At 58.3% G+C, this 25,626-nt stretch carries 19 protein-coding genes, 1 tRNA gene and 1 pseudogene; 12 read left to right on the forward strand and 9 right to left on the reverse strand.

From position 1 onward, the window contains the following. Positions 1-9 precede the first annotated feature (9 nt). On the forward strand, positions 10-1,026 hold the full coding sequence (gene bmt / locus LOM8899_RS08810) for a betaine--homocysteine S-methyltransferase (protein WP_093991823.1): 1,017 nt from the start codon (positions 10-12) through the stop codon (positions 1,024-1,026). 30 nt (positions 1,027-1,056) lie between these two features. On the opposite strand, the gene LOM8899_RS08815 is transcribed toward bmt, so the two are convergent. Continuing rightward, a complete protein-coding gene (locus LOM8899_RS08815; RefSeq protein WP_093991824.1) occupies positions 1,057-2,379 on the reverse strand; it encodes an ATP-binding protein in 1,323 nt (440 codons plus the stop codon). A 42-nt stretch (positions 2,380-2,421) separates the two neighbouring features. On the opposite strand from LOM8899_RS08815, the gene LOM8899_RS08820 reads away from it, so the two are divergent. From LOM8899_RS08820 to LOM8899_RS08870, 11 genes and pseudogenes are all read left to right on the forward strand, one after another. Beyond that, complete coding sequence (locus LOM8899_RS08820) at positions 2,422-3,330, forward strand: MBL fold metallo-hydrolase (protein ID WP_093991825.1); 909 nt, start codon at positions 2,422-2,424, stop codon at positions 3,328-3,330. A gap of 72 nt (positions 3,331-3,402) precedes the next feature. Then, positions 3,403-3,477, forward strand: a tRNA-Asn gene (locus LOM8899_RS08825). 652 nt (positions 3,478-4,129) lie between these two features. Then, on the forward strand, positions 4,130-4,738 hold the full coding sequence (locus LOM8899_RS08830) for an alginate O-acetyltransferase AlgF (RefSeq protein ID WP_133064998.1): 609 nt from the start codon (positions 4,130-4,132) through the stop codon (positions 4,736-4,738). Positions 4,739-4,744: 6 nt separating this feature from the next. Beyond that, on the forward strand, positions 4,745-6,133 hold the full coding sequence (locus LOM8899_RS08835; protein WP_093991827.1) for an MBOAT family O-acyltransferase: 1,389 nt from the start codon (positions 4,745-4,747) through the stop codon (positions 6,131-6,133). A 139-nt stretch (positions 6,134-6,272) separates the two neighbouring features. After that, positions 6,273-7,166 carry an alginate O-acetyltransferase AlgX-related protein gene (locus tag LOM8899_RS08840; protein ID WP_168770504.1) on the forward strand — a complete coding sequence of 298 codons (894 nt, stop codon included), beginning with the start codon at positions 6,273-6,275 and terminating at the stop codon, positions 7,164-7,166. Then, a complete protein-coding gene (locus LOM8899_RS08845) occupies positions 7,163-8,485 on the forward strand; it encodes an alginate O-acetyltransferase AlgX-related protein (RefSeq protein ID WP_093991829.1) in 1,323 nt (440 codons plus the stop codon). Before LOM8899_RS08840 ends, LOM8899_RS08845 begins: the two co-directional genes overlap by 4 nt. A 158-nt stretch (positions 8,486-8,643) precedes the next feature. Further along, positions 8,644-10,035 carry an HlyD family secretion protein gene (locus tag LOM8899_RS08850; protein ID WP_168770505.1) on the forward strand — a complete coding sequence of 464 codons (1,392 nt, stop codon included), beginning with the start codon at positions 8,644-8,646 and terminating at the stop codon, positions 10,033-10,035. Beyond that, a complete protein-coding gene (locus tag LOM8899_RS08855; protein WP_093991831.1) occupies positions 10,035-11,621 on the forward strand; it encodes a glycosyltransferase in 1,587 nt (528 codons plus the stop codon). The genes LOM8899_RS08850 and LOM8899_RS08855 overlap by 1 nt, the downstream gene beginning before the upstream one ends. 186 nt (positions 11,622-11,807) lie before the next feature. After that, a pseudogene (locus LOM8899_RS08860) lies at positions 11,808-12,152 on the forward strand (cupin domain-containing protein); the annotation flags it as partial. A gap of 254 nt (positions 12,153-12,406) precedes the next feature. Next, positions 12,407-13,807: a UDP-glucose dehydrogenase family protein gene (locus tag LOM8899_RS08865; RefSeq protein WP_093991833.1), complete on the forward strand. Its 1,401-nt coding sequence runs from the start codon at positions 12,407-12,409 to the stop codon at positions 13,805-13,807. A 90-nt stretch (positions 13,808-13,897) separates the two neighbouring features. Continuing rightward, the gene (locus LOM8899_RS08870; protein ID WP_093991834.1) at positions 13,898-16,378 is read left to right on the forward strand and encodes a DUF6923 family protein; all 2,481 of its coding nucleotides are present in this window, start codon (positions 13,898-13,900) and stop codon (positions 16,376-16,378) included. 18 nt (positions 16,379-16,396) lie between these two features. On the opposite strand, the gene LOM8899_RS08875 is transcribed toward LOM8899_RS08870, so the two are convergent. The 8 genes from LOM8899_RS08875 to LOM8899_RS08910 all read right to left on the reverse strand — a co-directional run bounded on the left by LOM8899_RS08875 (position 16,397) and on the right by LOM8899_RS08910 (position 25,583). After that, on the reverse strand, positions 16,397-17,011 hold the full coding sequence (locus LOM8899_RS08875; RefSeq protein WP_093991835.1) for a response regulator transcription factor: 615 nt from the start codon (positions 17,009-17,011) through the stop codon (positions 16,397-16,399). Between the two features lie 187 nt (positions 17,012-17,198). Next, positions 17,199-19,733 (reverse strand): response regulator, encoded by a 2,535-nt coding sequence (locus tag LOM8899_RS08880; protein ID WP_093991836.1) that lies wholly within the window; start codon positions 19,731-19,733, stop codon positions 17,199-17,201. A gap of 42 nt (positions 19,734-19,775) precedes the next feature. After that, entirely contained in the window at positions 19,776-20,285 is a 510-nt protein-coding gene (locus LOM8899_RS08885) for a putative pterin-binding protein (RefSeq protein WP_093991837.1), read from the reverse strand. Positions 20,286-20,461: 176 nt separating this feature from the next. Further along, positions 20,462-21,793 (reverse strand): type III glutamate--ammonia ligase, encoded by a 1,332-nt coding sequence (gene glnT, locus LOM8899_RS08890; protein ID WP_093991838.1) that lies wholly within the window; start codon positions 21,791-21,793, stop codon positions 20,462-20,464. A gap of 96 nt (positions 21,794-21,889) precedes the next feature. Further along, complete coding sequence (locus LOM8899_RS08895; protein ID WP_093991839.1) at positions 21,890-23,233, reverse strand: FMN-binding glutamate synthase family protein; 1,344 nt, start codon at positions 23,231-23,233, stop codon at positions 21,890-21,892. A 10-nt stretch (positions 23,234-23,243) separates the two neighbouring features. Next, positions 23,244-23,927 carry a GltB/FmdC/FwdC-like GXGXG domain-containing protein gene (locus LOM8899_RS08900; protein ID WP_093991840.1) on the reverse strand — a complete coding sequence of 228 codons (684 nt, stop codon included), beginning with the start codon at positions 23,925-23,927 and terminating at the stop codon, positions 23,244-23,246. Between the two features lies 1 nt (position 23,928). Continuing rightward, the gene (locus LOM8899_RS08905; protein ID WP_093991841.1) at positions 23,929-24,825 is read right to left on the reverse strand and encodes a class II glutamine amidotransferase; all 897 of its coding nucleotides are present in this window, start codon (positions 24,823-24,825) and stop codon (positions 23,929-23,931) included. Positions 24,826-24,959: 134 nt separating this feature from the next. Beyond that, complete coding sequence (locus tag LOM8899_RS08910) at positions 24,960-25,583, reverse strand: helix-turn-helix domain-containing protein (RefSeq protein WP_093991842.1); 624 nt, start codon at positions 25,581-25,583, stop codon at positions 24,960-24,962. Positions 25,584-25,626: the final 43 nt, after the last annotated feature.

Here is a 25,626-nt window from a genome sequence, read left to right on the forward strand (position 1 = left end):
CCCGCCACAATGACCAACGCACTGTCCAAGATGCTCGACACTCACGATTGGCTTCTGGCCGACGGAGCGACGGGGACAAACCTGTTCAACATGGGATTGATGTCCGGCGACGCCCCGGAGTTCTGGAATGTGGACCATCCCGACAGGATCACGGCGCTCTACAAGGGCGCCGTCGATGCCGGTTCGGACCTGTTTCTGACCAACACCTTTGGCGGCAACGCCTCGCGCCTCAAACTGCACGATGGCCAAAGCCGCGTTTTTGAGTTGAACAAAGCCGGAGCAGAAATTGGCCGCGAAGTGGCCGATGCATCTGGCCGGACCGTGATCGTTGCGGGCTCTGTCGGCCCGACAGGCGAGATCTTCGAGCCGATGGGCACCCTGACCCATTCGGCCGCTGTCGAGATGTTTCACGAACAGGCCGAAGGATTGAAAGCAGGCGGTGCCGATGTGCTCTGGGTCGAAACGATTTCGGCGGCCGAGGAATACATCGCGGCTGCGGAAGCCTTTGCCCTTGCGGACATGCCGTGGTGCGGCACCATGAGCTTCGACACGGCCGGTCGCACCATGATGGGTCTGACCTCAGCCGACATGGTCAAGATGGTGGACAAGCTTGCGAACCCGCCGCTGGCGTTCGGCGCGAACTGTGGGGTCGGTGCATCCGATCTTTTGCGCACGGTCTTGGGATTTGCCGCGGCAGGCCCAACACGCCCGATGATTGCCAAGGGGAATGCAGGCATTCCGAAGTATCACGATGGTCATATCCACTACGATGGCACGCCCGAATTGATGGGTGAATATGCCGTCATGGCTCGCAACTGCGGTGCGAAAATCATTGGGGGTTGCTGCGGCACGATGCCGGAGCATCTGAGCGCCATGCGCAAGGCGCTTGAAACTCAGCCGATTGGGGAAGTTCCGTCATTGGAAGCGATTACCGCGAAACTCGGCGGGTTCTCCTCGGCTTCGGATGGCACTGATGGTGCGGGCCCGGAAGCCAGCCCTCGCCGCGGACGCCGCCGCAAGGCCTGACGCGACTGCGACGCCTGTCTGTTGGCGCGGCTATCGCGCGATCACCAGATCGGCGCGCAATCCGCCCAAGGCGTCGCTTTCGCCCAACCGCAGCACACCGCCGTGGGTTCGGGCGATATCGGCGACGATGGCCAGCCCCAAACCGACGCCGGAGCCCAAATCCTGATTGCGCGCGGGGTCGAGCCGCGTGAAGGGCTTCATCGCTTCGTCCCGATCCTGTGCTGGGATGCCGGGACCATCGTCTTCCACCGAAAACCGCAGCGATCGCTCGCCCGCCGTCAAACTGACAACCGCCTCGGAGCCATATCGCAAAGCGTTGCCGATAAGGTTCTCCATCGCCCTGCGGATCGCGATGGGCCGCAATGGCACCTGCCCCAGATCGGCGCTCGGCATAACCCCCAAGTGAGCCGCCTGCCCGGCCCTTTGTGCGTCCTCGACGATCTGGGTAATTAGGGCAATCGGGTCGGTCAGCTCCAGATCGTCGCCAGCGTCACCTCTGGCAAAGTCTAGAAAGCCATCCAGAAGGCGCTGCATTTCGTCGACATCGCGGATCAGGTCTTCCGCCTCGTCGTCGGCGAGGATCGACAATCCCAGTCGCAGCCTCGTCAATGGCGTCCTCAGATCATGGCTCACACCAGACAGCATCATTGTCCGCGCCTGCGTTTGTCTTTCGATGCGCGCACGCATGTCCAGAAAGGCCATCCCCGCGGCCCGCACCTCTGTGGCCCCGGACGGATGATACGGAACAGTCCGACCCTTGCCATACTCTGCCGCGGCTGCCGCCATGCGTTTGATTGGGCGCAGCTGATTGCGGAGAAAGATGAAGGCGATCAATGTCATGAAAACGCCAAGCACCACCATGAGAACCAAGAGCTGATGGGGATTCGAGGCTGACAATCTCACTCTGTCGAAATCGACCTGCATGATGCCCTGTGGCACCGTGATCCAAAGAGAGACCTTTCTATCGTCAATCAAATGCACGGCACCGAGATTGGGGACTTGCTCCCTGAGCGTCTCGATGACGGTCTTGCCCGACAGATCGTAAAACCGCCGAAGGTCATCGGCGGGCACCGACGACGCAGGTAGCTCGACCACGAACTGCAGAGGGTCGGCAATCGCCCGGGCCGCCGCGCGTGCCTCGTCGACATCTGGCGCAGCCGAGGCTTGATCCGCCAGGAAGGTCAATTCCAAAGCGATCGAAGCGGTCATCTGCTTCGTAACGCCTTCGAAATGCCGTTGAATGAAGCTGACCGATATTACAAGCTGCAAGCCGAGCACCGGCAAGATGAGAATGAGAAAGGCCCGTGCATACAGGCTTCTCGGCAGGTACTTCTTGATCCACTCGAAATTCATGCCCAACGCTACCGCTCAAGTGACCTGAACGAAAGACGCCAGATGCACGCCCCGCCTCCGCCAATTGGCAAATCCGAGACCCTCATCCCCGGTCTGCGCAGGGTGATCGCACCGAATGCATCCCCAATGACATATTGGGGCACGAACACCTACCTTTTGGGCAATGGTTCGGGCCTGTGCATCATAGATCCGGGTCCGGAATCATCCGCTCATCTCGGAGCACTGCTCGACGCGATCGGCACCGCACAGGTCAGCCACATCGTCGTGACTCATAGCCATCTGGACCATTCCCCCCTCGCCGCACGTCTTTCCGCGCTCACCGGCGCGCCGGTGATCGGCTATGGACCTTACGACGCAGGCCGCAGTCCAATTATGCAGCAGTTGATCGATGCCGGCCTCGACTCTGGCGGTGAGGGATTGGACAGGACTTTTACACCCGACCTGACCGTCAAGGATGGCGAGATCATTCGTGGGTCGGATTGGAACATGCGCGTCCTGCACACGCCGGGTCATCTCGGCAATCACATATGTCTGCGGTGGAATGACGCGATCTTCACCGGCGATCACGTCATGGGCTGGTCCAGTTCATTGGTTTCGCCGCCTGACGGGGATCTGACCGATTTCATGAAATCCTGCCAAAAATTGACCAAGCACAAGGTCGATCAATTCTTGCCCGGACATGGCCCACCCGTCACGAACCCGGCCGCTCGGCTTGAGTGGCTGATTGGTCATCGGTTGGCGCGCGAGGCACAGATCTTGGCGGCCCTTTCCTCTCAAGCCAAAGGCCTCACCCTGACTGCCTTGACTCGCATGGTCTACGATGACACGCCCACTCACCTTCACATGGCCGCAGCGCGAAACGTACTGGCGCACCTCGTTGATTTATCTGGCAGAAACATGGCCGGCTTCAGTCAACCAATCCGGGAGGAAACGCTGTTCAGAGTTATATGATCGTGAGACCAAGAAAATCGCGATTCCCCTCTGGACGAAGGTATGAGCCATTGCTATACGGCCCCTCGTTGGTCCGGCGTAGCTCAGCGGTAGAGCAGTTGACTGTTAATCAATTGGTCGTAGGTTCGATCCCTACCGCCGGAGCCAAAAATTCTAAGCTTTCGGAGAACTAAGCGTTGCGCATTTATGGTGCGCCTTGGAGTTTTCGTGAAGATCGCGAGCGATTGCACATACTGCTACCGGTCGTCGAAGCGACTGACGTCCGCGTCGGGCAAGCCGGCAATGCGGAAGCAGACTTCCGAATTCAACGGCGCGACAGGACGTTCATCGGGTTCGTCAATCACCCTCTTTTACGTGCGTTCTGATGCCGTCGATGTTTACCTCGATCCGTCGCGAGTGACCTTTTGATTGCCCGTACAAGTCGTGCTATTTACTAAGCGTTATTGATCCGAAATGCGAAAACGAGAGTCTATTTTCGCGCAATTGATCTAGTTCGGGAACACACATTGGCGCTGCTTTCACATGGCGCGGGCCGAGGTGAAGAGCCCAAAATGGTTGCCAGAGGTCCGGCGGCAAACAACTATCCTAGTGCCAATTTTTAATACTCGCTCCGCATCCCGGAAGCCCCGCTAATCTGAAAGCTCGACACGTCGCTATCTTTCGGGCTCTACCAGACAGCCGCGCTTTTTAACTTCTTTTGATTCAAAGCCTAACCTATCGGATAGGCCAAATAGACCCATGCACGTTGGATTTGAAATCCTCCCCACGGTAGCTCCGTCTTCGACAAGGAGTGACCGAAATGGTTTTTCGACAAAGCATCATAGCTGCTGGATTTCTGGCAACATCTGGCATCCTCAGCGGACCAGCCCTTGGACAAGATTCAGGGCTCTACGGGGAAGCCATCCCAGCCGATGCCGTATTTGTTCGGTGGCTCGAAGGATCGACTCCGCTCGAACGGTCTGCATTCGGATACGACTTCAGCGATGAGAATATCCCGGCCAACACCTACGCGGCGGTGTCTGCGGAACTGCTGCCCGACGTATCGATCGGTGGATACTACAGCGTGGTCCTCGGCGCGTCCGGCACGCCCCTGCTCGTGAAGGAACCGGAGCGCGGCGATCAGACGAAGGTTCACATGATCCTTGTGAACGGCGGCGCTACCCCGGTGACATTGAACATTGCTGGTGGTGGCGCGGAGGTCATCTCCCTCACATCGCAATCGGAAGCGAGCTCGCGAGCAGTCAATCCCGTGTCAGCGAGCCTCGAGGTTCGGCCGGAAGGGTCGGACTTGGCAATTGCACAGTTCGAAGTTGCCTTGCGCCGGGGGCAGAATATGACATTCGCCGTACTCGACGGTGATGTCATTCTCGTGCCCAGCGCCTTTGGGCCGGTCGTCAAGGCTGAGTGACGCGCAATGGTCTTCTCCTCCCAAATCTTCATTTTTGCGTTCCTGCCCCTATTCCTCGGGGCATATTATCTGGCACCAAAGCGCTGGCGTTCGCTGTTGATCCTTCTCGCGAGCTACGTTTTCTATGGCTGGTGGAAGGTCGAATACCTAAGCGTGGTCTTGGGCATTTCCTTGATCAGCTACATCGCAGCCAACAGGGCTCTGGCCGCACCGACGGCCAGCGCAAGATCATGGGCGGTCCGCATCGGTGTCGGTCTCGATCTCGCCGTGTTGGGATACTTCAAATATTCGTATTTCCTGCAGGATAATATGAACTCCGCGCTGTCGATGCTCGGCGTCGACCCGTCGCCGGCTGTTCAGATTGTTTTGCCAATCGGCATTTCGTTTCTCACCTTTCAATCCATCAGCTACATCCTCGACGTCGCTCGCAAGGACGCGCCTCCCGCACGAAATCTGGTGGATTTCCTCGCATTCTCGGCACTGTTTCCGCAACTGATTGCCGGACCGGTATTGCGGTATAAGGACCTAAGCGACCAGTTCTCGGAGCGGACACATAGCCTCGCCCTGTTTGCGAAAGGGATCCGGCGATTTGTGATCGGCTTGGCGATGAAGCTCCTGATTGCGGATACCGTCTCTCCGATGGTCGATCGGATGTTTGCGCTGTCCTCACCGACATTCGCGGAAGCGTGGCTTGGGGCCTTGGCCTATGCCATCCAACTTCTGTTCGATTTCGCAGGTTACTCTGCCATGGCGATCGGATTGGGATTGATGATCGGGTTCCGGTTCGTCGAGAATTTCGATGCGCCCTACACTGCCAAATCGGTGACCGAATTCTGGCGGCGCTGGCATATCAGCCTGTCGAACTGGCTGCGCGACTATCTGTATGTTCCGCTAGGCGGCAATCGCGACGGTGCCCTGCGCACCTACCGGAATCTCATGTTGACGATGGTTCTCGGGGGCCTTTGGCACGGCGCAAACTGGACGTTCGTCCTTTGGGGAGCATGGCATGGTCTGTTCCTCTCAATCGAAAGACTGTTGGGATCAAAGCATCGCGGCGCCGTATGGCCACGACACACGGGATGGCTGATCAGCATGACCGTAGTGGTCATTGGGTGGGTGATGTTCCGTGCTTCGTCGGTGGAACAGGCCTTAATCATGTATGCCGGCATGTCGGGCCAAACGGGGTTCTGGATCAGTGCTGAAACGATCTACTTCAACCAGCCGATAGAGTTTGCCGCATTGCTCCTGGGGGCTGGCATCGCAATCTACGGTCCCCGTATCCGGCAAGTACGTCTTCCTGCATTGGCAGCTGTCACCCCGACCATGCTCCTGTTGGTGTGCACGGTCGTCATGCAAGCCCGCACCCACTCTCCGTTTCTCTACTTCCAGTTCTGAAAGGCTCGCAAAGATGCTTCTTCATGCTTTGTCACCGGCCATGACGACCGCTTGTGTCGGGGTAATTGGCTGCCTAGCTCTCTTGAGCACCGATCTTCGACCGAAGGGGCTTTCTCCGATCGATGGCCACTATCAACGAATGGTCGAGTCCGAGTTCGAAGCCAATGCGCCCTTCCGGGATGTGTCTGTCCATTTCTGGACAGCGGCAAGGTTGGCCCTCTTCAATCAGGCCGATACGGATGTGATCATTGGCGAGGAGGACTGGCTGTTCACCGCCGAAGAGTTTCGCCGCGCGTCGTCTGAGGTCGATCTCGAAACCGAACTGAGCCGAACCATCGAACAGCTCTCAGCACTGGGCATCACGCTGATCCCGGTTATCGTACCGGACAAGGCTCGCATCTACGAGGATATGCTACCCCATGCCCGGCTTTACGAGATTGAGCTGCGGTATGGCCGATTGAAGACGTTGCTGGCCGACTACGGGTTTCCTGTCATCGACCTGGAGGTCGCGCTGCGCGACGGTCGAACAAGCGCCGAAACCTTCATGCGGACCGACACGCATTGGAGCCCAGCCGGGGCCGAGGTCGCAGCGAAGGCCATCGCTGCCGAGCTTTCGGATATGCACGGCGACACCGCAGCGTTTGAAACCACGACTTTGCAAGCGGTACTTTTCGAGGGAGACCTCGCACGCTTTCTGGAAACCGGCCCGTTCGCGACCTGGATTGGTCCGCAGCCCGAGGCCATTGCCGTGCCGGAAACCACTAGCACCGGTGGCGCAGATCTCTTGTTCGGGGACCCGACCATTCCAATCGCGCTGGTCGGAACGAGCTTTTCGGCCCGCGAAGACTTTAATTTCGCAGGGTTTCTGAGCCAGCACACCGGTTTGGACGTGATCAACCTCGCGACTATCGGCGAAGGGCCATTCGCCCCGATGCGCAGCTATCTGGCGTCGGAAACCCTTAAATCTTCCCCCCCATCAATCGTCATCTGGGAACTGCCGGAGCGATACATTTCCGTGAGAGAGACACCATGAAGAACATCGTAACGCTAAGCCTTGGTTTGCTGACTGCCTTGCCTGTCAGCGCAGAGCCATATTGCCCGGCATTGCTGGACGAAGCGCAGCTTGAAAACCGCTACAAACGCCTGGCACCGATCCACAACGATCGAGGCACCGGTTGGATTTTCACGTCCGATCAAATGGACACCGATTATGAGATGTCGGCCGAAGCCGAGATGCTAATGACGCAGGTCACTGCGCAGTTCGCCGCTCGCGGAAAGCAGTTCGCCATTCTGGTCGCGCCACCTCGGCCGCTTGTCGCAGGTCAACAGATCGTCGATGAAACCATTGGGGCGTCATCGCACTATGACGTCGCCGCGACGCATGACAGTTTCGACCGACTTATAGAACAGCTCCAGCAGACGGGTGCGATTGTGCCCAACCTGTTGGATGTCGCATTGGCCCACTCTGAGGAAGCTCCATACTATTTCAAACGAGACACCCATTGGACAAGCATTGGCGCGGCGGCGAGCGCCCTGGCGCTGGCGGAGGAACTGGACCTTCAAGTCACCTACACCACTGACGAAATCGTGGTGATCGACACCATCGAAGAGCGAGGCTCGTTGAGCGATATCGTCGAGGCAACCTGTGGTTCGAGGGCCGAAGGCGAGAGCATGCCGGTATACGACTATTCAACGGTGCAGGCGAACGGCAGTCTCGGCCTGCTCGACGATACTCCTGTATCCGCGCTCAACGCGACCCTGTTGGGAACCAGTTTCAGCGACAGATACCGCCGAGACCAATACCAGGTTGCTGATGCGCTTTCCGTAGCCCTCGATGCAACGATTGAGAACCTTTCCGTTTCAGGCGGAGGCCTGATCGGTCCAATCGAGGAGTTCATCCTGTCGGACGCGCTTTCGACCAGTGAGAGCGATCTGATCGTCTGGGAGTTCCCCTATACCGAGACCCTTGGCACGAGCGCTCTTCGCCAGTTGCTCGGTGCGTTGATGGCCGATGGCGCGACATCGATTGTCGAGCATGCCCTCACCGTTTCAGACGATGAAATCCGTCATGAGCTGATGTCAGCCGAACGGTCCGCCGATGTTCTGCACATCTCGCTCGATACGGTCGAGGCACAGCGACTATACATCGATCTGACGTTCGAGGACGGTACAAGCAAGACTGTTCAGCTTCGGCGCAAAGCCTCGATGCAGGAAGTGGCCCAGCATGCGGATTGGTGGGCCTATTTCGGACAATACATTTATGGCGAACCGGTTTCCTTGAGGCTGCGCATTGATCCGAAGGCCGGGGCACAAACCGCGCAAGTCTCGTTCCTGTCGACACCGCGAAACTAGGCAAATTCCCGCTATGCTTTGGTATAGGCCCTATGCTTCTGCGCCAGAGGCTAGCCTTCCGCTACGATGTGAAGCTCCTGCTCTCGGCCTATTAACCATGCTCAATAGGCCACGAGATGCAGGAGCATTTTGCCGTGCGGATTCGACACGAACGACCCATGTCAGACCTGACCTACAAAGTACGCGCCCCGCTCAAGCTCACCCTTGAGACGGGCAAATCCGTCGCGATCGAGAATTGGTCGCTCAGCGGCATCACATATCCTGAACCGGCCGACATTTTGCCAAAGGTCGCCCTGCTCTCGATTCCGTTCCAAGGTGTCGAAGTGCAATTTGATGTGCGGTTCGCGAACAGCCCGAACAAGGGCGAGTTGCTGTTCGAAGGCTTATCCGGGCGCCAAAGAGAAACCCTGGCAGTGTTCTATCGCTCGATCCTCTCTGGAAAGATGGCCAGCACCGAAGAAGTGATAACCAGTCTCGACACACCGGTCGACCTCGTTCCGATGGGCGAGACCGAGGAAGAAAGGTCGGTCGGGTCTGCCAACACGTCCAACCGGCTGCTTCGTATTCTGTGGAACGCCTTCTTCTATCTCGGGTTGGCTTTTCTCATTTTCGGCGTGATCGGCACCCAGATCTTCAACCGACTGTCCCAAGTGTCACTGGAGCATGCACGAATTTCGGCGCCCCTAGTCGAACACCGCGCAACGGAAGATGCCTTCATCGACGCGATCCTGGTCGAGCAAGGTCAGCACGTTTCCCGTGGCGACACGCTGATCCGTTTGAACCTGCCAAATCAGGAGAGCGCACTTGAAGACATCAGGGAAGATATCGAGCGAGCCGAACGAGATGTCGCGGCGGCTTTGTCGAATCTGATGAACCATCAGACGATCCGTCAGCAGCAACGCCAACTGCTGGCCGATGCGTATCAAAGAGCGGTTTCCGCGCACCCCAACACGCGGTTCGGCAGTTCGACGAATATCCGACGCATCTTCTATACCCGATGGCAATTTGACCGTTTCGACCAAGAGACCCAGCTGGCACAGGGAACCTATTTCGACACCGAGCGCGATTTGCGTCGACAATATGAGGCGACCGATACGCGCCTGTCTCGGCTCAAGCGCGACTTGGGCAACACCAAGGATATCATCGACGCGATCAACATCGTCGCTCAGGTCGATGGGATCGTTCAAAGCGTAGAGGTGTTCAAAGACCAGTATGTCTCTCGGGGCGACGAGGTTCTGACCATCGAGGAGGATGCCCCACGAGTCGTTCGCGCGTGGCTGAACGAGGCTCGCAGCGAGGCGATCTTTGTCGGGATGCAGACCAACATCCGCTTCAATGACGGTTCGGGAACGCGGTCCGTCGATGGCCAGATCACGGATATTACAGCCGGCATAGATCTACAGGCGACAGACGAATACGGCCTCATCGTAACAGTTGCCATTGATGATCTGCCCCCCGAAGACTTACGCGGGCAGTTCCGACCTGACGCTCCGGTATCGCTGTCGGCCATCAAAGACTGGGGATGGCTGGAAAACTGGGATCGGAAATAATGTCCATTCCGCACTCCGAGTACGCCTTCGACAAGGACCTGACGGTGAAACTGCGTGACCTCAGCCGGCCCGCGGCAAAGGGCTTGGCAAAGTGGCATGTTTCGCAACTGATGCTGCTGTTACTTTTGATTTCCGGTCTCGGCTGGATGCTGACGGGCCTTCCCAATCGCTTCCTTCAGCCCGACGTGATGCACATCACGGTTGTTCTTGGATCTTTGGGGCTCTGGCGTTTTGGCTGGTGGTTCACACATGCCGTTCGCGCCGAGATCTATCGCAAGCTCGTCTGGCCCGGAAAACGCGAGGCAGCATCGCAGCTTTGGGCAAACGGCTGGCGACCCGGCCGGTTACATATCCAGATGACGACCTATTTCGAAGAACCGGCAATCACAAAGCGCGTCATCGGCTCCATCCTCGGACAGATCCGTGCCGAACAGATCCCAACGACGCTCTATATCGGAACCGGCTCTTCCTATGATGAAATGATCATAAGGTCGTTCGTAGAGACGCACGCCGCCGACATTCCGGACGATCTGGCGGAGCTCGTGTTCATTCGCCAGAACCAACCCGGCAAGCGCATGGCGATCGGCCTGATCCTGCGGGCGATCAACCGCGCGGGCGTCGATCCCAACGACTTGGTGATCTTCATGGATGGCGATGCGCTTTATGGCAACGATGTCTTGGAAAAGACGCTCTCCATGTTCGGAGCAGACCCCGAATTGCAGGCTCTGACGACCGATGAAGAGGTCATCTGCTATGGTCCTGCCTGGATACAAAGCTGGCTGAACATGCGGTTCGCTCAACGACGTTTGGCGATGCAAAGTCATGCGCTTTCCAACAAGGTTCTGACCCTGACGGGCCGCATGTCCGTCTTTCGGGCGGAGCACATGTTGTCGGAAAAGTTCATTCGCACGATCGAAGCCGATCACCTTGACCACTGGCTATGGGGGCGGTTTCGCTTCTTGTCCGGAGATGACAAATCGACGTGGTATCACATGCTGACCCGCGATGCGAAAATGACATACGTTCCCGACGCGACCGTCTACACAATCGAGGTCATCAAGGAAAACGGCCTCGGCCGAATGGTGCAGAACTTCCGCCGCTGGTCCGGCAACATGCTCAGAAACGGCAGCCGGGCCATCGCGCTTGGCCCCCGCAAGGTCAACCCGTTTATCTGGTGGTGTCTTGTCGATCAGCGCATCGCGATGTGGACCATGCTGGTCAGCCCGGTCATGGCAATCCTCGCTTCGCTGATCGATCCGGTCTACATCTGGAGTTGCCTGATCTGGATCGTCGCCAGCCGTGTATTGCTCTGCCTGTTCTTGTTTCGATACAGCAGATCGATTGACCTGAGCTGGCCGTTCATCCTCTACCTCAATCAGATCATCAACGCTGCCGTCAAAGTTTTCATGATCTTTCATTTGAGCAAACAGAAGTGGTCGAATCGCGGCAATCAGTCTGCCGGCGCGGGCAAAGGCTTTGCCTCGCAGGTTCAGAATGGCATGGCCAAATTCCAATTGGTCACGACGGTCAGCGGTTTCGTTCTGGTTCTCGCGATCTATGTCGGAATTGTCTCGGCGCCCTTCTGACTATCCTTTGGGATAGGACGCACCGCCAAAGAGCGTTCCTCATAGCCATAGGCAACAAGGAAGATTTGAATCCAATCCTCTACAAATAGGCCAGTAGCGTATTTGTGGAGACCGAGAATGAATGCCCATGTTGAACCGATCGAATTTCGCAACCTGACCAATGGGGATGCACATGATGGTCTCTGCCACCGCCCTTGGGGATTCTACGAATCCTTGAAGATGGGAGAGCGGTTTCAGATCAAGCGCATCTGCGTCAAACCCGGTGGCACTCTCAGTCTCCAGAGCCATATGCACAGGTCCGAACATTGGATCGTCGTGGAGGGCTGCGCCAAAGTAACCGTCGATCAGGAGGAGACCTTGATGGGCGAGAACTGTTCGATCTTCGTGCCGCTCGGCGCTGTTCACCGCCTGGAAAACCCGGGCAAGGTCGATCTGACTTTGATCGAAGTCCAGTTTGGCGCCTACCTCGGCGAGGACGACATCATCAGATACGACGACATCTACGGTCGCGCCACCAAAGGCGATGCCTGACGATCAACGTCGTTCCAGTTGGACGCAAAGCCATCACTCACGGAACGCGTCCAAACGGCCCACAAGTGGATCACTCCGCTTGTGGGTTTTTTTTGTATCTGGGTGATCTGATCAGGCGCATATCCCAACATGTCCGAACGGATAGTCGCACTGCCCCAAATCGCGAAGCAGTATCCATTTACCGAAAAGACTATTTTTATTCAAAGTCTTATCCATCTTTCAGAAAATTCGCCTAACACTGAAAGACAGACGACATGATGGATATGCAACCCTTCGACACGGCACTTGCCACAGCCGTCCCTCTCTATGAGATCAACGAGAAGGCTGCGATCAGCGTTGTTGGTCTTGGCTATGTCGGCGCGGTATCGACGGCCTGCCTGTCGAGCCTCGGGCACAGGGTCGTGGGTGTAGATATCGACACCCTGAAAGTCGCACAAATCGGCGCAGGACGATCACCGATTCACGAGAAGGATCTGGAACGGCTGCTGACGGAAGGCGTCCGGGACGGCCTAGTGAGTGCGACAGACGATCTGGAAGCCGCTGTGCGTGATACGGATGTGACATTCGTTTCCGTGGGTACACCCACCTCCGCCGATGGCGGCTGCGACTATAGCTATATCGAAGCCGCGGCCCGCGCCATTGGCAAGGGCATCGCCGAGAAGTCGGATTTCCACGTCGTCGTCATGCGTTGTTCAATTCCTCCGGGAACGACGTTGGGCCTCATGACGCCCATCATTGAAGAGATCTCTGGCAAGATCGCGGGCACGGATTTCGGCGTTTGCTTTAATCCCGAATTCCTACGTGAAGGTGTTGCGGTCGAGGATTTCTATGCGCCGCCAAAGACCGTGGTCGGCGTTACCGATGATCGGAGCGCAAATGTCATGCGCAAGATTTACGCCGCCGTCGACGATAACGTCATACTGACATCAATCGAAACCGCCGAAATGGTGAAATACGTCGATAATGTCTGGCACGCCACGAAGGTGACCTTTGCCAATGAAGTCGGCCGCTTGTGCAAGCCTCTGGGCGTTGACAGTCACGAGGTCATGGACGTTTTCGTGCAGGACACAAAGCTGAATCTCAGCCCCTACTACCTGAAACCGGGCTTCGCATTCGGGGGGTCTTGCCTGCCGAAAGAGGTTCGTGCTGTCGCACATATCGCCAACGAGATCGGGGTCGACCTCCCGCTTGTCCAGTCGCTCGGCAATTCAAATCGGGCGCACATCGATGCGGCAATCAGGATGGCCCTCGATTGTGGCGCAAAGCGGGTCGGCATTCTCGGCATCGCGTTCAAACCAGGCACTGACGATCTGCGTGAGAGCCCAATTCTCGAAGTGATCGCGGCACTGCATGAAAGAGGGATCGAAGTTGTCGCACACGACAGCGCCATTACTCCGACAACGCCCCTGACCGGACAGTTGAACTATGTCCGTCACGGCAGTCCGGGTCTTCAAGCTCTCGCGGCCAGCCTGCCCGCCATGCTGCGCGAAGACCTGTCCGAAGTGGTCGAGGGGTCGGAGCTTCTTATCGTGACCCATCGGAACCCGGCCTATGAAGCCGCGCTTCAAACTGTCGAACATTGTGACGTCATTGACCTTGTTCGCATCTCTGACACCGCGCCGCAGGCCCAGAACTATCACGGGATCGGTTGGTAAGAGGGCACTCCCTACTCTTTGCCTCGACACCGTCCCTTGATCCGAGGCTCTTCGGAGCCCCTCCGTCAAACATACATCTAGGAACCTCAAATGTCCGAAACCTACGGAACCAGCCATGACGACATCATCACGGCAAGCCAGAACGACGACGTCATCATCATAGGGTTGGCGGGCGACGATACGATCACAGGCAGCGCCGGAGACGATGTTCTTGTCGGAGACTTTCTCGCCAATAACATTCTAATCGGCACGGAAGGTGCCACCAGTTTTGCGCAATACAGTGAAAGCGATGCATGGACGACCAGCACCGATCAGAACGGCGCAACCTCGATGTCTCAAACCGTCCAGACCCAACCCGGCGCGGTCTACACGGTCAGCTTCGATCTTGCGGCCAACTACGGGGCCGGAACGGTAAGCGGTGCCGTGGAGGTGCTGTGGAACGGTGTCGTCATCGACACCTTCGACACCAATAGCGGCGCGTTCAGCGCGCACGACGTCACCTTTGAAGGCACCGACGGCCCTGGCGAATTGACCTTTCGCTCCGTTGAGTCGGCAGCAGGCTCTAACGGCCCCGAGATCAACACCGACGGACCCGTCTTCTATTATGAAACGGTCGTGGAAATCGACGGGGTGACCCTCAACGTCAAGGCGTTTGCGCCCGGGCAATCCAATATCTACCAAGTGCTCGACGGTCAGCTGAACGTCTATGATGTGGAGACCGAGACCTACACACCGGCTGGAGCGGACGCGACCGTCAATATCAACGCGATCGGCTTCAACCAAGAAGACGACATGATCTACGGGATTGCCGTTGGCGACGGATACGATGCCCTCGGCAAGGCGGTGCAACCGTCAGACCTCGTGATTATCGATGCAGCCGGTGACTGCTACGTCATCGGCAGCACGCCCTACAAGGCGTGGACCGCCGACTTTGACCACAACGGAAATCTGTGGACATTCCATTCCAGCATGGACCGGGTCACGATGATCGACGTCGACAACCTGGATGCCGACGGCAATCCGGTTTCGGTGACTTTCAAGTTCCCATCCGACATGGTTACCGACCAGATGTGGGACGTTGCCTTCGATGCGGCCTCACAGTGCTTCTATGGCATCGTTAAGCCAACCGAAGAAGGCGGGCCCGGCCAGCTATATACCATCGACATTTCCAACGTGTCTGAGGGCGGAGAACCGACATTCACGTCAATTCCGATTGAAGCAACGCTGATCGACGGCGAAATGGTCTCTGGCCTGCCTGCCATGACCTTTGGCGCCCTTGTTATCGATGGCGACGGCAACCTCTACGCCGGGGGCAACGGTGGCGACCACGACCTCGACAACAACACGGCGACGTCAGGCGGAATATACCTCATCGAGACCGATCCCGACACCGGTGCGCTCTATCTGACGCTGGTCGCAGACGCCCCCAAGGCTTATTCGAACGACGGCGCAATCGATCCCCGATCTATAGACCCGTTCGCAGAGGTCGATGAGTCGGCCGGTATTCTGATCCGGGAACCGGAGATGATTGAGGTCGCAACGCCGAGCCAATCCTATGACGACGATATCAACGGCGGCGGCGGGCAAGATCTGATCGATGGCGGCTTAGGCGAGGATGTGCTCGTCGGAGCCTCGCTCGGCGATACGATTTCCGGTGGGGACAGTGACGATACGCTCTATGGCGGAGCGGGGCCGAACGCTGTCGATAATGGTCTGATCTCTGTCTATGACGACGCTGGCATCCGCTATGACCAGTACGGCAATCTTCTTGCGGAAGACGACGACGTCTTGTCAGGTGGAAGCGGAAACGACCTCTTGGATGGCTCGGCCGGGCACGACATTCTCTACGGCGGCACAGGCGACGACAGCCTGTCGGGCGGCTCCGGTTCGGATATTCTCTACGGTGGTCTCGGGGCGGACGTCATGACTGGCGGTGGCCAGGACGACACGCTGTTCGGCGGAGAGGATGACGATGTGCTCGACGGCGGGTCAGGCAATGATTTGCTCTACGGAGACGACGGGGCCGATATCTTGAACTCCGGGTCTGACGATGACGCTGTTTATGGCGGCAAAGGCAACGATACGATCGATGCCAACTCAGGCAATGACTACGTCGAAGGCGGCTCCGGCGACGATCGGATCAAGTCCGGCAGCGGCGACGACGTCGTTCTGGGTGGGGACGGGAAAGACTATATCAACGCCCATTCCGGTGCAGACATCATCGACGGCGGCGCTGGCAGCGACAAGATTTATGCCGGAACTGGCGAGGACATCGTCACCGGCGGCAGCGGAAGCGACACATTCGTATTCAGGTCGACCGATCTGGATGGCCAAACAAACACCATCAAGGATTTCACCAGAGACGGCTCCGAAAACGACCGGATCGATCTACGAGATCTCGACGTGTTGGCGGCCGGACAATCCGAGCAGGACTGGATCGACGCAAATGTCACTGTCAGCACCGGCGGGGACATCACCATCCATCTCGGCGACACCGAAATCGTGCTGTTGGATCACCTTGATCAAGGCGAGTTGTTCGTGTCTTCGGTGACAGACGGGTTGATGTTCTAGGCGACCTGCCGGGCTGTGTCAGAACAGCCCGGCTTCTTTTGCGATCATTGCGGCGTGGGTCCGGTTCTTTGCCTCAAGCTTCCGGCTCAATGTCTTGACGTGCAGTTTGACCGTGACTTCCTGCAAATCGAGCTCCCGCGCGATCTCTTTATTGGCCAGACCACGGCAAAGGCCGCCGAGAACTTCGAGCTCCCGGGAGCTGAGGCCCTTCGCCAATGGGTTTACATCCTCGACGACCTCCTCGGTCATGAATTTGACCGGCACATACGTCTCGCCGGCGACCATGAACCGAACCGCGTTCACAAGTGATTTGGCGCCCATTGTCTTTGGCAGGAACCCGATGGCACCGGCATCGAGCGCCTCCTGTGCAATTGCTCTCGGCGCGGAGCCGGACATGACAGCCACGGGCTTTCCTGCGGATGCATCGATTGCTTTTGTCAGCCCTGTCAGCCCGTCCATCCCCGGCATCGCGTAGTCGAGGAGCACCAGATCGTAGGGTCCGTTCTTGGCGATTTGATTGCACGCATCTCCGAGGTCCGGCGAAGCATCAACCGACATATCGGCCTCGTTTTCCAGAAACATCGCGAGGGTATCGCGGACCAATTCGTGATCGTCGGCTATGAGTATCTTCATCTAAAATGCTCCGTTCAGGGGCAGTACGCACACTGTTAATTTTCAATCTACTATCAGGTCGATTGACCGGAGCGCAGGGGGAATTTCCCGAACACCTACGCAACGAACGCAACGTATTCGGGGATATCGACTATTTCGTGACGCGATACGAGATCCGCTGCACAATCTCAATCTGCGGCTGGTCCGGTCAGGCGACAGTCAGCGCGGCCTTGGTGCTCGGCCAAAGGCTCTCCAACGCTTCGCTGACCTCGCGCTGCATCTGACGATCAGCGCCTGTGGCCGCCTCTTCGAGCGCTTTCAGCAGATCATGCAGCTCTGTCGCACCGAATATCGCTGCACTACCGGCAAACCGGTGCGCCTTCGTCGCGTATTCCGCGGAATCGAAATTTGGCGGTTCTGCAAGCCACGCAATGAGATCATCGCCTTCGGCAAAGAATCTGGTGCGCATCTTGGCATAGGGTTCCTCTCCCAAGGCTTCTTTGATCTCAGCTGTCTGGGTCGCGTCGATCGCGACGGTCGGTTCTTCGTCACGAACCGCCGATCTGCTTGTCTCCGAGCGCCGCAGCATCGCATCTAGGGCGGCCTTTCGAAGCGGTTTGGTCAAGACGTCCGTCATGCCGTCCGCCAGGAAATTTGCGCGGTCTTCGGCAATTGCATTCGCCGTCAGAGCAAAAATGGGCACTTGGGCATTGGGGCCGTCCCCTGCCCTGATCGCCCGCGTCGCCTCACGTCCATCCATGTTGGGCATGTTGATGTCCATCAGGATCACGTCGAACGCCGTTGATTGTGCGGCGTCGACACCTTGTTTGCCGTCATGGGCCTCGGTGACGTGATGCCCCATGGCCGACAACATTTCCCGAACGACTTGCCGGTTGATCTGATTGTCCTCGACGACAAGGATCGACTTGTTCTCATAGTTGGATTGCGCATTTTCGGCGCTCTCGACCGCGTTTGGCCCGGGAAGATCGAAGCTCAGCCGCACCCAGAAGGTGCTTCCCTCACCATAGACGCTTTTCGCCCCTACCTCACCGCCGAGGGCCGTCGCAAAGCGTTTTGCGATCCCGAGTCCAAGACCGGTGCCACCGGCCAAACGGGAATACGACGCGTTCCCGGTTTGAAAGTCATCAAAGATCAGTGGCTGCGCACTTTCTTCGATGCCAATGCCCGTATCGACGATCCGAAACTCGATATCGGCCTTTTGATCTGAACGGTTCTTGGCCTCGACGATGAGCTCGATCGTCCCGTCCTTGGTGAATTTGACTGCGTTTCCGATTAAATTCAAAAGGATCGGCTGCAATAAATCGCGGTCACTCATGATCATTGCGATCGGCTCTCCGACCCAGCGCCAGCTCAATTCGGTGTTCTGTTCCTGTGCCGGTCCGCTTTGATTGTCGATCAATTCCTGAAGAAACGCGTTCAAATCCATAATGCGGATGTCGGGCTGCAGCTTTCCGGCATCGTATCTCGTGATATCCAGAACATCCGTCACGTGGCTCATCAGCAGCCTGCCCGAAGCATCCATGTTGGCGATATAGGCGCGCTGTTTCGGGCTGACTTCGGTCTCTTGAAGTAGACTAAGATTGCCCAGCAGCCCATTCAACGGGGTTCGAATTTCATGGCTCATCACAGCCAGGAATTCCGACTTTGCCTTCTCGCCGGCAAGGGCCGCATCCCTGGCATCGATCAGATCGGCCTGAGCCTTTTCACGGGCCGATATATCCCTGAGAAACGCGATGAAGATCTCCTTGCCTCTGATCTGCGCCGTCTGGATTGCGAACTCTACAGGAAATATCTCGCCGGTGCTCCGCTTTGCCTCCAACTGCACGCGTCCATGACCAACGACACGCTTTTCACCGGTCCTGTGCATCCGATCCATACCCGCCACATGCGCATCCATGAGATGGTCCGGTATGATGACGTCCTTGATATTCTTGCCGCGGACGTCCTGAGCATCATACCCAAAGATCGCCTCGGCCGCCGCGTTGAAATCAAGGATCGCGCCGTCGCCGTCGGTTGAAATCACAGCATCAAGTGACGTCGATACGATCGTATTGATCCGCGCATTTGTTTCGCGGTTCTCGCGCTCCCGTCGCGCGATACGCGCGGTGACGCTGTTGAGGTAGAGCGCCAGCCCCGCAAGCGTGATGATCAGCAGGACGACTAGAACGGCCAGCCGAAACATGGTTGTCGAGATTTCGGATCGCCGCTGATCTGCGGACTCGGCAAAGTAGGAAAGCCCCGCATTCGACAACTGTCGCACGATGGGCCGCATCTCTGACGTTTCCGCTGCAATCCGGGCAAGCGAAGCGGTCAGCGTGGCATCATCTGCATCGATCAGAACGGCGGTATCATCCAGAAATACTTGGACCTGCTGTAGCGGAACACCGAAACGCTCAAAGGATCTCAGCGGCTCGTAGAGATCACCTTCGCGCAGGATCTTCACACGACTGTAGAAGACATCGAACTCTCTGCGGAGCTGCGCGAGCCCGACACCGTCTTGCATGGCAGCACGGGTGAGATCCGTCTCGAATTCGAGGAACTCGACCTCGACCTGCGACAAGGTCCATTGGACGTTGTCTGACGTGGCGGTGTCGAGCAACAGAATGTCTCTCGATACTTCTCGTGCGAGAATTCCGATTGCAAAGAAGCAGATCGTCACCGCCAGAATGGCGGAGTAGAACCAGGGGCGGCGTCTCTTGCTTCGTTTCTGACCCTCGCCCATAAAAAGCACCTCACAAACCGCTCGAATGGCGGCCCGTCGCTTTTAGTCGACTATTTCAATCCGGTCGAGTTGCCAGATGCTGCGTGAGTAGACCACTTCTGTCCGATACTCCGCCGAGGAATCGAATGGATAGACAATCCAGAGCGGCCCCTTGTCGCGAACAGACATGGGCCTACCATTCTGCTCATACGCAATGATCGGGCCACCTTCGACCGCATCCGAGACAGGGATTTCCACAGTGTAATCGTTGATCGCCGTTGCGAAGAGCATCCCATCCTCGACCCCGATATGCTCCATCATGGCTGCCAGCGAGACCCCGACGAACGTCTGCACACCATCGGTCCAAATGGTGCTGGTCTCAACTTCGGTTGCCTCGATGTCGCGCAACATCTCCATGTCGAAGGCAAGCGCGTCATCGACATTATGGGGGAGGTCCGCCCCGCTTATCCGAAGCACCACCTCTCCTGTCGGAGCAGGCGGCGTTTCAGCCGAAATGAGCATAGGGGCGGCGATGAGGGCGGCCGTCAGCCCAAAGAATGTCGGTATGCGCATGTTGAACTCCTAGACTTGCAAAACGACTACCCCAATCGAAGGGCCCGCGCATGTTCAACGACGTATACCTCACTATCCCTTTGTATAGGTTCGTGACGACGGCCTATTGGGATATCCGATCAATTGCATAGCAGGTCGGTCGTGGCCTGCCGAAATTTGGTCACGTTGCGCAACACTCATATATCGAGCGTGTTGGCTTTCTCCCACTCACTGAAATGCGACGTGAAATCGTTCCACTCCTGATGTTTCAAATTCAGAAATGCCTGCGCGAAATCGTCACCCATCGACGCTTTCAATCCCTTGTCCTTATTGAATGCCCTTAGCGCATCCAGCATGTTCAACGGCAGCTTTGGAGCACCGCGCACCTTGTGACCTTCGGCATACATGTCGATATCGTATCGCTTTCCCGGATCGGCGTTCGTGCGAATGCCGTCCAGCCCCGCCGCGATGATGACGGCCTGCAAAAGATACGGATTTGCCGCCCCGTCTGGAAGGCGAAGTTCAAATCGACCCGGCCCCGGCACGCGCACCATGTGTGTCCGGTTGTTTCCCGTCCATGTGACGGTGTTGGGCGCCCAGCTGGCGCCGGAGACGGTGCGCGGCGCGTTGATCCGCTTGTAGCTGTTGACCGTCGGATTGGTGATCGCTGCCATTCCGGTCGCATGGGTCATGATCCCGCCAAGGAAAGCGCGTCCCTGCTCGGAAAGACCGAGCTCGCCGGCTGGCCCCTCACCCTTGTCCGTGGCGAAAACATTGGTCTTTGCGGCTTCGCCCGGTGCGTCCCAGACGGAGACGTGCACGTGGCAGCCGTTGCCGGTGAGGCCTTCGATGGGTTTCGGCATGAACGTCGCGCGCAATCCGTGCTTTTCGGCGACGGATTTGGCCATGAACTTGAAGAAGCTGTGTTTGTCGGCCGTGGCCAGGACATCGTCGAATTCCCAGTTCATCTCGAACTGGCCGTTCGCGTCTTCGTGGTCGTTCTGGTAGGGTCCCCAGCCGAGCTCCAGCATGTAGTCGCAGATCTCGCGGACCACATCGTAGCGGCGCATCACCGCTTGCTGATCGTAGCAAGGCTTGGCGGCTGTGTCGTATTCGTCCGAGATTTGCGACCCGTCTGGTGTCAGCAAAAAGAACTCCGCTTCGACGCCGGTCTTGACGTGAAGCCCCAAGGCGGCGGCGTCTTTTATCTGCTGTCTCAGCACGTTACGCGGCGCTTGGGCGACGTCTTCGCCTTCCATCACGCAGTTGCTGGCGACCCAAGCGACCTCGGGTTTCCACGGTAACTGGATCACCGAGGACGGGTCTGGCACGGCCAGCATATCGGGATGGGCCGGGGTCATATCGAGCCAGGTGGCGAAGCCCGCAAAGCCCGCGCCGTCGGCTTGCATGTCGGAAATCGCCTGTGCGGGGACCAGTTTGGCCCGTTGCCCCCCGAACAGATCGGTGAACGAAATCATGAAATATTTGACGCCGCGTTCGGCTGCGTAGCTGGCCAGATCAAGGGTCATGGGCTCTCCTTTTTCGGTGTCAAATTCGGGTTTTGCGTTTTGGATAATGCGTCGTTCTGCCGTCGGTATCGCGTCGGTGTCATTTGTCGGTTTCGCCTAGTAGCCGCCGCCCGGTTTGCCGGGATACCACTCGGTTCCGGCCAGCGGCACCTGCGCCATTGCGGCGGCTTCGACCGTCAGGGCGCAAAGGTCCTCTGGCTCCAGATTGTGCAGATGATTGTGACCGCAGGCCCGCGCGATGGTTTGCGCCTCCAGTGTCATCACCTTGAGGTAGTTTCGCAAGCGTCGCCCGCCCTCGATGGGATCGAGCCGTGATGCGAGCAACGGGTCCTGCGTGGTGATCCCGGCCGGGTCGCGCCCCTCGTGCCAATCGTCGTAGGCACCTGTGGTGGTGCCAAGCGCCTGATACTCGGCCTCCCATTTGGGGTCGTTGTCCCCGAGAGCGACAAGCGCCGCCGTTCCGATGGAGACCGCGTCCGCTCCGAGCGCCAAGGCCTTGGCCACGTCCGCCCCAGTGCGGATGCCGCCGGAGACGACAAGTTGCACCTCGCGGTGCATTCCCAGATCCTGAAGCGCCCGAACTGCGGGCCGGATGCAGGCCAGCGTCGGCAGGCCGACGTTCTCGATGAAGACGTCCTGCGTCGCCGCCGTGCCGCCCTGCATCCCGTCGAGCACGACCACATCGGCCCCGGCCTTGACCGCAAGTGCTGTGTCGAAATAGGGCCGCGAGCCTGCGACCTTAACGTAGATCGGCACCCGCCAGCCGGTGATCTCGCGCAATTCGAGGATCTTGATCTCGAGATCGTCTGGTCCTGTCCAGTCGGGATGCCGACACGCGGAACGCTGGTCGATGCCTTTGGGCAGGGTGCGCATCTCGGCCACCCTGTCGGAGATCTTTTGCCCCAGAAGCATTCCTCCGCCGCCCGGCTTGGCCCCCTGCCCGACCACGATTTCAATGGCGTCGGCGCGGCGCAGATCGTCCGGGTTCATCCCGTAGCGCGACGGCAGATATTGATAGACGAGCTTGGTCGAATGCCCCCGCTCTTCGGGGGTCATCCCGCCGTCGCCCGTGGTGGTCGAGGTGCCTGCCGCCGATGCGCCGCGCCCCAGCGCCTCTTTGGCCTGAGCCGACAGAGCGCCGAAGCTCATGCCCGCGATGGTGATCGGGATGTCGAGGGTGATCGGGTTCTTGGCGAACCGTGTTCCCAGCGTGACCGAAGTATCGCACCGCTCCCTGTAGCCTTCGAGCGGATAGCGCGAAATTGACGCGCCGAGGAACAGGAGGTCGTCAAAGTGTGGAACTTTGCGTTTTGCGCCGCCGCCGCGAATGTCGTAGATGCCTGTCGCCGCAGCCCGCCTGATCTCGGCGTTCACCGGATTGGTGAAGGTCGCCGACTGGATCGGAGCGGTGCGTGGGGCCTCTTTGTCAGAAGTGCTCATGGGGTGATCCTCAATAGGCCGCGGCGTTGTCGATATCGAAGGTGTAGAGCTTGCGGGCAGAGCCGTAGCGCCGGAACTCTTCTGGTTTGGCATCGCTGCCGGCCCGCTCGAGCAGATCGGCGAGGATGGCCAGATGCTCGGGCCGCATCTCTTTCTCGATACAGTCAGACCCGAGGCTTTTGACGCTTCCCCGCACAAAGAGCCGCGCCTCGTAGAGCGAGTCCCCCAGCGCCTCGCCCGCGTCGCCGCAGACCACAAGATTGCCCACCTGCGCCATGAAGGCCGACATATGCCCGATATTGCCATGCACGACGATGTCGATCCCCTTCATCGATATGCCACAGCGGGACGATGCGTTGCCCTTGATGACAAGAAGGCCCCCACGCCCGGTGGCCCCAGCGTATTGACTGGCGTCGCCGTCGATCACCACGGTACCGGACATCATGTTTTCCGCGACCCCCGGCCCCACGGAGCCTGTGACGTGGATCGCGGCCTGCTTGTTCATCCCCGCGCAGTAATAGCCCGTATGCCCCCGCACGGTGACCTCGATGGGGGCATCCAGCCCGCAGGCCACCGCATGGCTGCCGCGCGGGTTGAGGATTTCCCAAGCGGTCTGATTGTCTGCACCTGTCTGCGCTTGCAGCGTTTCGTTCATCTCGCGCAGCGGCGTGGTGGCAAGGTCGATCTGCTGCATCTTAATGGCTCCAGAAATAGACGGTCGCGGGTTCCGGTTCCCAGACGCGGGCCGCCTCGATCCCGGGCAGGCCCACCATCGCCCGGTATTCGGATCCGAACGCCACGTATTGATCCGTTTCGGCCAATACGGCCGGTTTGCAGGCAATGGGATCGCGGACCACGCCGAACCCCTCTTTTGTGCCGACGACAAATGTAAAGAAGCCGTCCAGATCGGTGAGCGAGGCCTCGAGGGCCTCGCCCAGGGTCGCGCCGTTCTGCATCTTCCAAGTGAGGTAGGCGGCGCCGACCTCGGTGTCGTTCTCGCTCTCGATCCGCACTCCGTCGCGCCGCAGCTTGCGCCGCAGGTTGTTGTGGTTGGACAAGGAGCCGTTGTGCACGAGGCATTGGTCCGGCCCTGTCGAAAACGGATGCGCCCCTTGGGTGGTGACGGCGGATTCTGTGGCCATCCGGGTGTGCCCGATGCCGTGGGTGCCTGCCATCTTCGACAAGGCAAACCGCGCGGCGACATCCTGCGGAAGGCCGACTTCCTTGTAGATCTCGATGGCGTTTCCGTCGCTCATCACCCGGATCTGACCGGGCCGGCCGGCGATGACTGCGCGGGCCGCCGCTGCCTGACCGGCGGGCAAGATCACGACGGCGTGGCTGTCCTTGCGGTGCAGGTCGACGGACACGCCGAGCGCGGTGGACAGGTCTGCCGCCAAAGTGGCGAAGTCGTCGTCGGGCGCGTCTGACTGGATCGTGAGCTTGGCCAAACCGTCCTGTTCGGCCCCGTAGATCGCGATTCCCGCACTGTCTGGCCCACGATCCGTCATCGTGATGAGCATGTCGGTCAATAGCGCGCCGAGTTGAGGTTCAAGAGATTTGTCTTTGAGAAATAGCCCGACGATGCCGCACATGGTTCTCACACCTTTCCGAACGTTGTCGGGAAAAGTGTAGCACCGTGATTTGCGACACTAAACCCCTAGGAATAATTTTTTCCCACAGGGCAATTATCCACTCGGATTCAACGGTCCGGAGTCAGCCCCCTGCCTTACGGCGTTTGCGGATAGGAGATGATCGAGAGATACCGGGCGGGAAGTTTTTGCAGCACTTCCGGTCCGTGCGGTGCATCGGCGTCAAAGAAGAGCGTGTCGCCCGGCATCAAGACGTAAAGGCTGTCGGAGTGCCGATAGACGACTTCGCCTTCCAGCATGTAGATCGTTTCGATCCCGCCGTGCTGAAACGCAGGGAAGATATCCGATTCCGCAGTAAGGGTGATCAGGTAGGGCTCGACCATCACGCCACTGGCATTGGCGCCGATATGGCCCAGCAACGTATAGTGATGTCCGGCTCGCGTGCCCTGCCGCTCGATCTCGACACCTTCACCCGCCTTGGTATGAACCGCCTGCCGGTGCTCTTCAAACCGGCGAAAGAAAGCCGTAAGCGGAACGCTTAGCGCATGGGCAAGCGTTTGCAGGGTGGTCAGGGAGGCAGAGGTATTGCCGTTCTCGATCTTTGACAGCATCCCAATCGACAGCCCCGTGAGGTTCGCCAGTTCGGCCACGGTCATCGCCTGCTGCAATCGGTAGGCCCGGACTTCACGTCCGATGGCGACTTCGAGCACTTTCTCGCGCTCTTCGGTCTGCTTGTGGGGATCCTGCTTCAATTTAACCAAGGGTCGGCACTCACTTCGCTACATCGATAATCACTTCAACTGT

Origin of the sequence: Flavimaricola marinus (assembly GCF_900184895.1) — a bacterium.
Lineage (GTDB): Bacteria > Pseudomonadota > Alphaproteobacteria > Rhodobacterales > Rhodobacteraceae > Flavimaricola > Flavimaricola marinus.

Coding starts and splice junctions, on each gene's coding strand:
- LOM8899_RS08830 (WP_133064998.1), top strand. CDS start 4,130: ATGGTTTTTCGACAAAGCATCATAGCTGCTGGATTTCTGGCAACATCT.
- LOM8899_RS08865 (WP_093991833.1), top strand. CDS start 12,407: ATGATGGATATGCAACCCTTCGACACGGCACTTGCCACAGCCGTCCCT.
- glnT (WP_093991838.1), bottom strand. CDS start 21,793: ATGACCCTTGATCTGGCCAGCTACGCAGCCGAACGCGGCGTCAAATAT.
- LOM8899_RS08845 (WP_093991829.1), top strand. CDS start 7,163: ATGAAGAACATCGTAACGCTAAGCCTTGGTTTGCTGACTGCCTTGCCT.
- LOM8899_RS08880 (WP_093991836.1), bottom strand. CDS start 19,733: ATGGGCGAGGGTCAGAAACGAAGCAAGAGACGCCGCCCCTGGTTCTAC.
- LOM8899_RS08875 (WP_093991835.1), bottom strand. CDS start 17,011: ATGAAGATACTCATAGCCGACGATCACGAATTGGTCCGCGATACCCTC.
- LOM8899_RS08870 (WP_093991834.1), top strand. CDS start 13,898: ATGTCCGAAACCTACGGAACCAGCCATGACGACATCATCACGGCAAGC.
- LOM8899_RS08815 (WP_093991824.1), bottom strand. CDS start 2,379: ATGAATTTCGAGTGGATCAAGAAGTACCTGCCGAGAAGCCTGTATGCA.
- LOM8899_RS08885 (WP_093991837.1), bottom strand. CDS start 20,285: ATGCGCATACCGACATTCTTTGGGCTGACGGCCGCCCTCATCGCCGCC.
- LOM8899_RS08850 (WP_168770505.1), top strand. CDS start 8,644: ATGTCAGACCTGACCTACAAAGTACGCGCCCCGCTCAAGCTCACCCTT.
- LOM8899_RS08900 (WP_093991840.1), bottom strand. CDS start 23,927: ATGCAGCAGATCGACCTTGCCACCACGCCGCTGCGCGAGATGAACGAA.
- LOM8899_RS08855 (WP_093991831.1), top strand. CDS start 10,035: ATGTCCATTCCGCACTCCGAGTACGCCTTCGACAAGGACCTGACGGTG.
- bmt (WP_093991823.1), top strand. CDS start 10: ATGACCAACGCACTGTCCAAGATGCTCGACACTCACGATTGGCTTCTG.
- LOM8899_RS08820 (WP_093991825.1), top strand. CDS start 2,422: ATGCACGCCCCGCCTCCGCCAATTGGCAAATCCGAGACCCTCATCCCC.
- LOM8899_RS08840 (WP_168770504.1), top strand. CDS start 6,273: ATGGTCGAGTCCGAGTTCGAAGCCAATGCGCCCTTCCGGGATGTGTCT.
- LOM8899_RS08895 (WP_093991839.1), bottom strand. CDS start 23,233: ATGAGCACTTCTGACAAAGAGGCCCCACGCACCGCTCCGATCCAGTCG.
- LOM8899_RS08835 (WP_093991827.1), top strand. CDS start 4,745: ATGGTCTTCTCCTCCCAAATCTTCATTTTTGCGTTCCTGCCCCTATTC.
- LOM8899_RS08905 (WP_093991841.1), bottom strand. CDS start 24,825: ATGTGCGGCATCGTCGGGCTATTTCTCAAAGACAAATCTCTTGAACCT.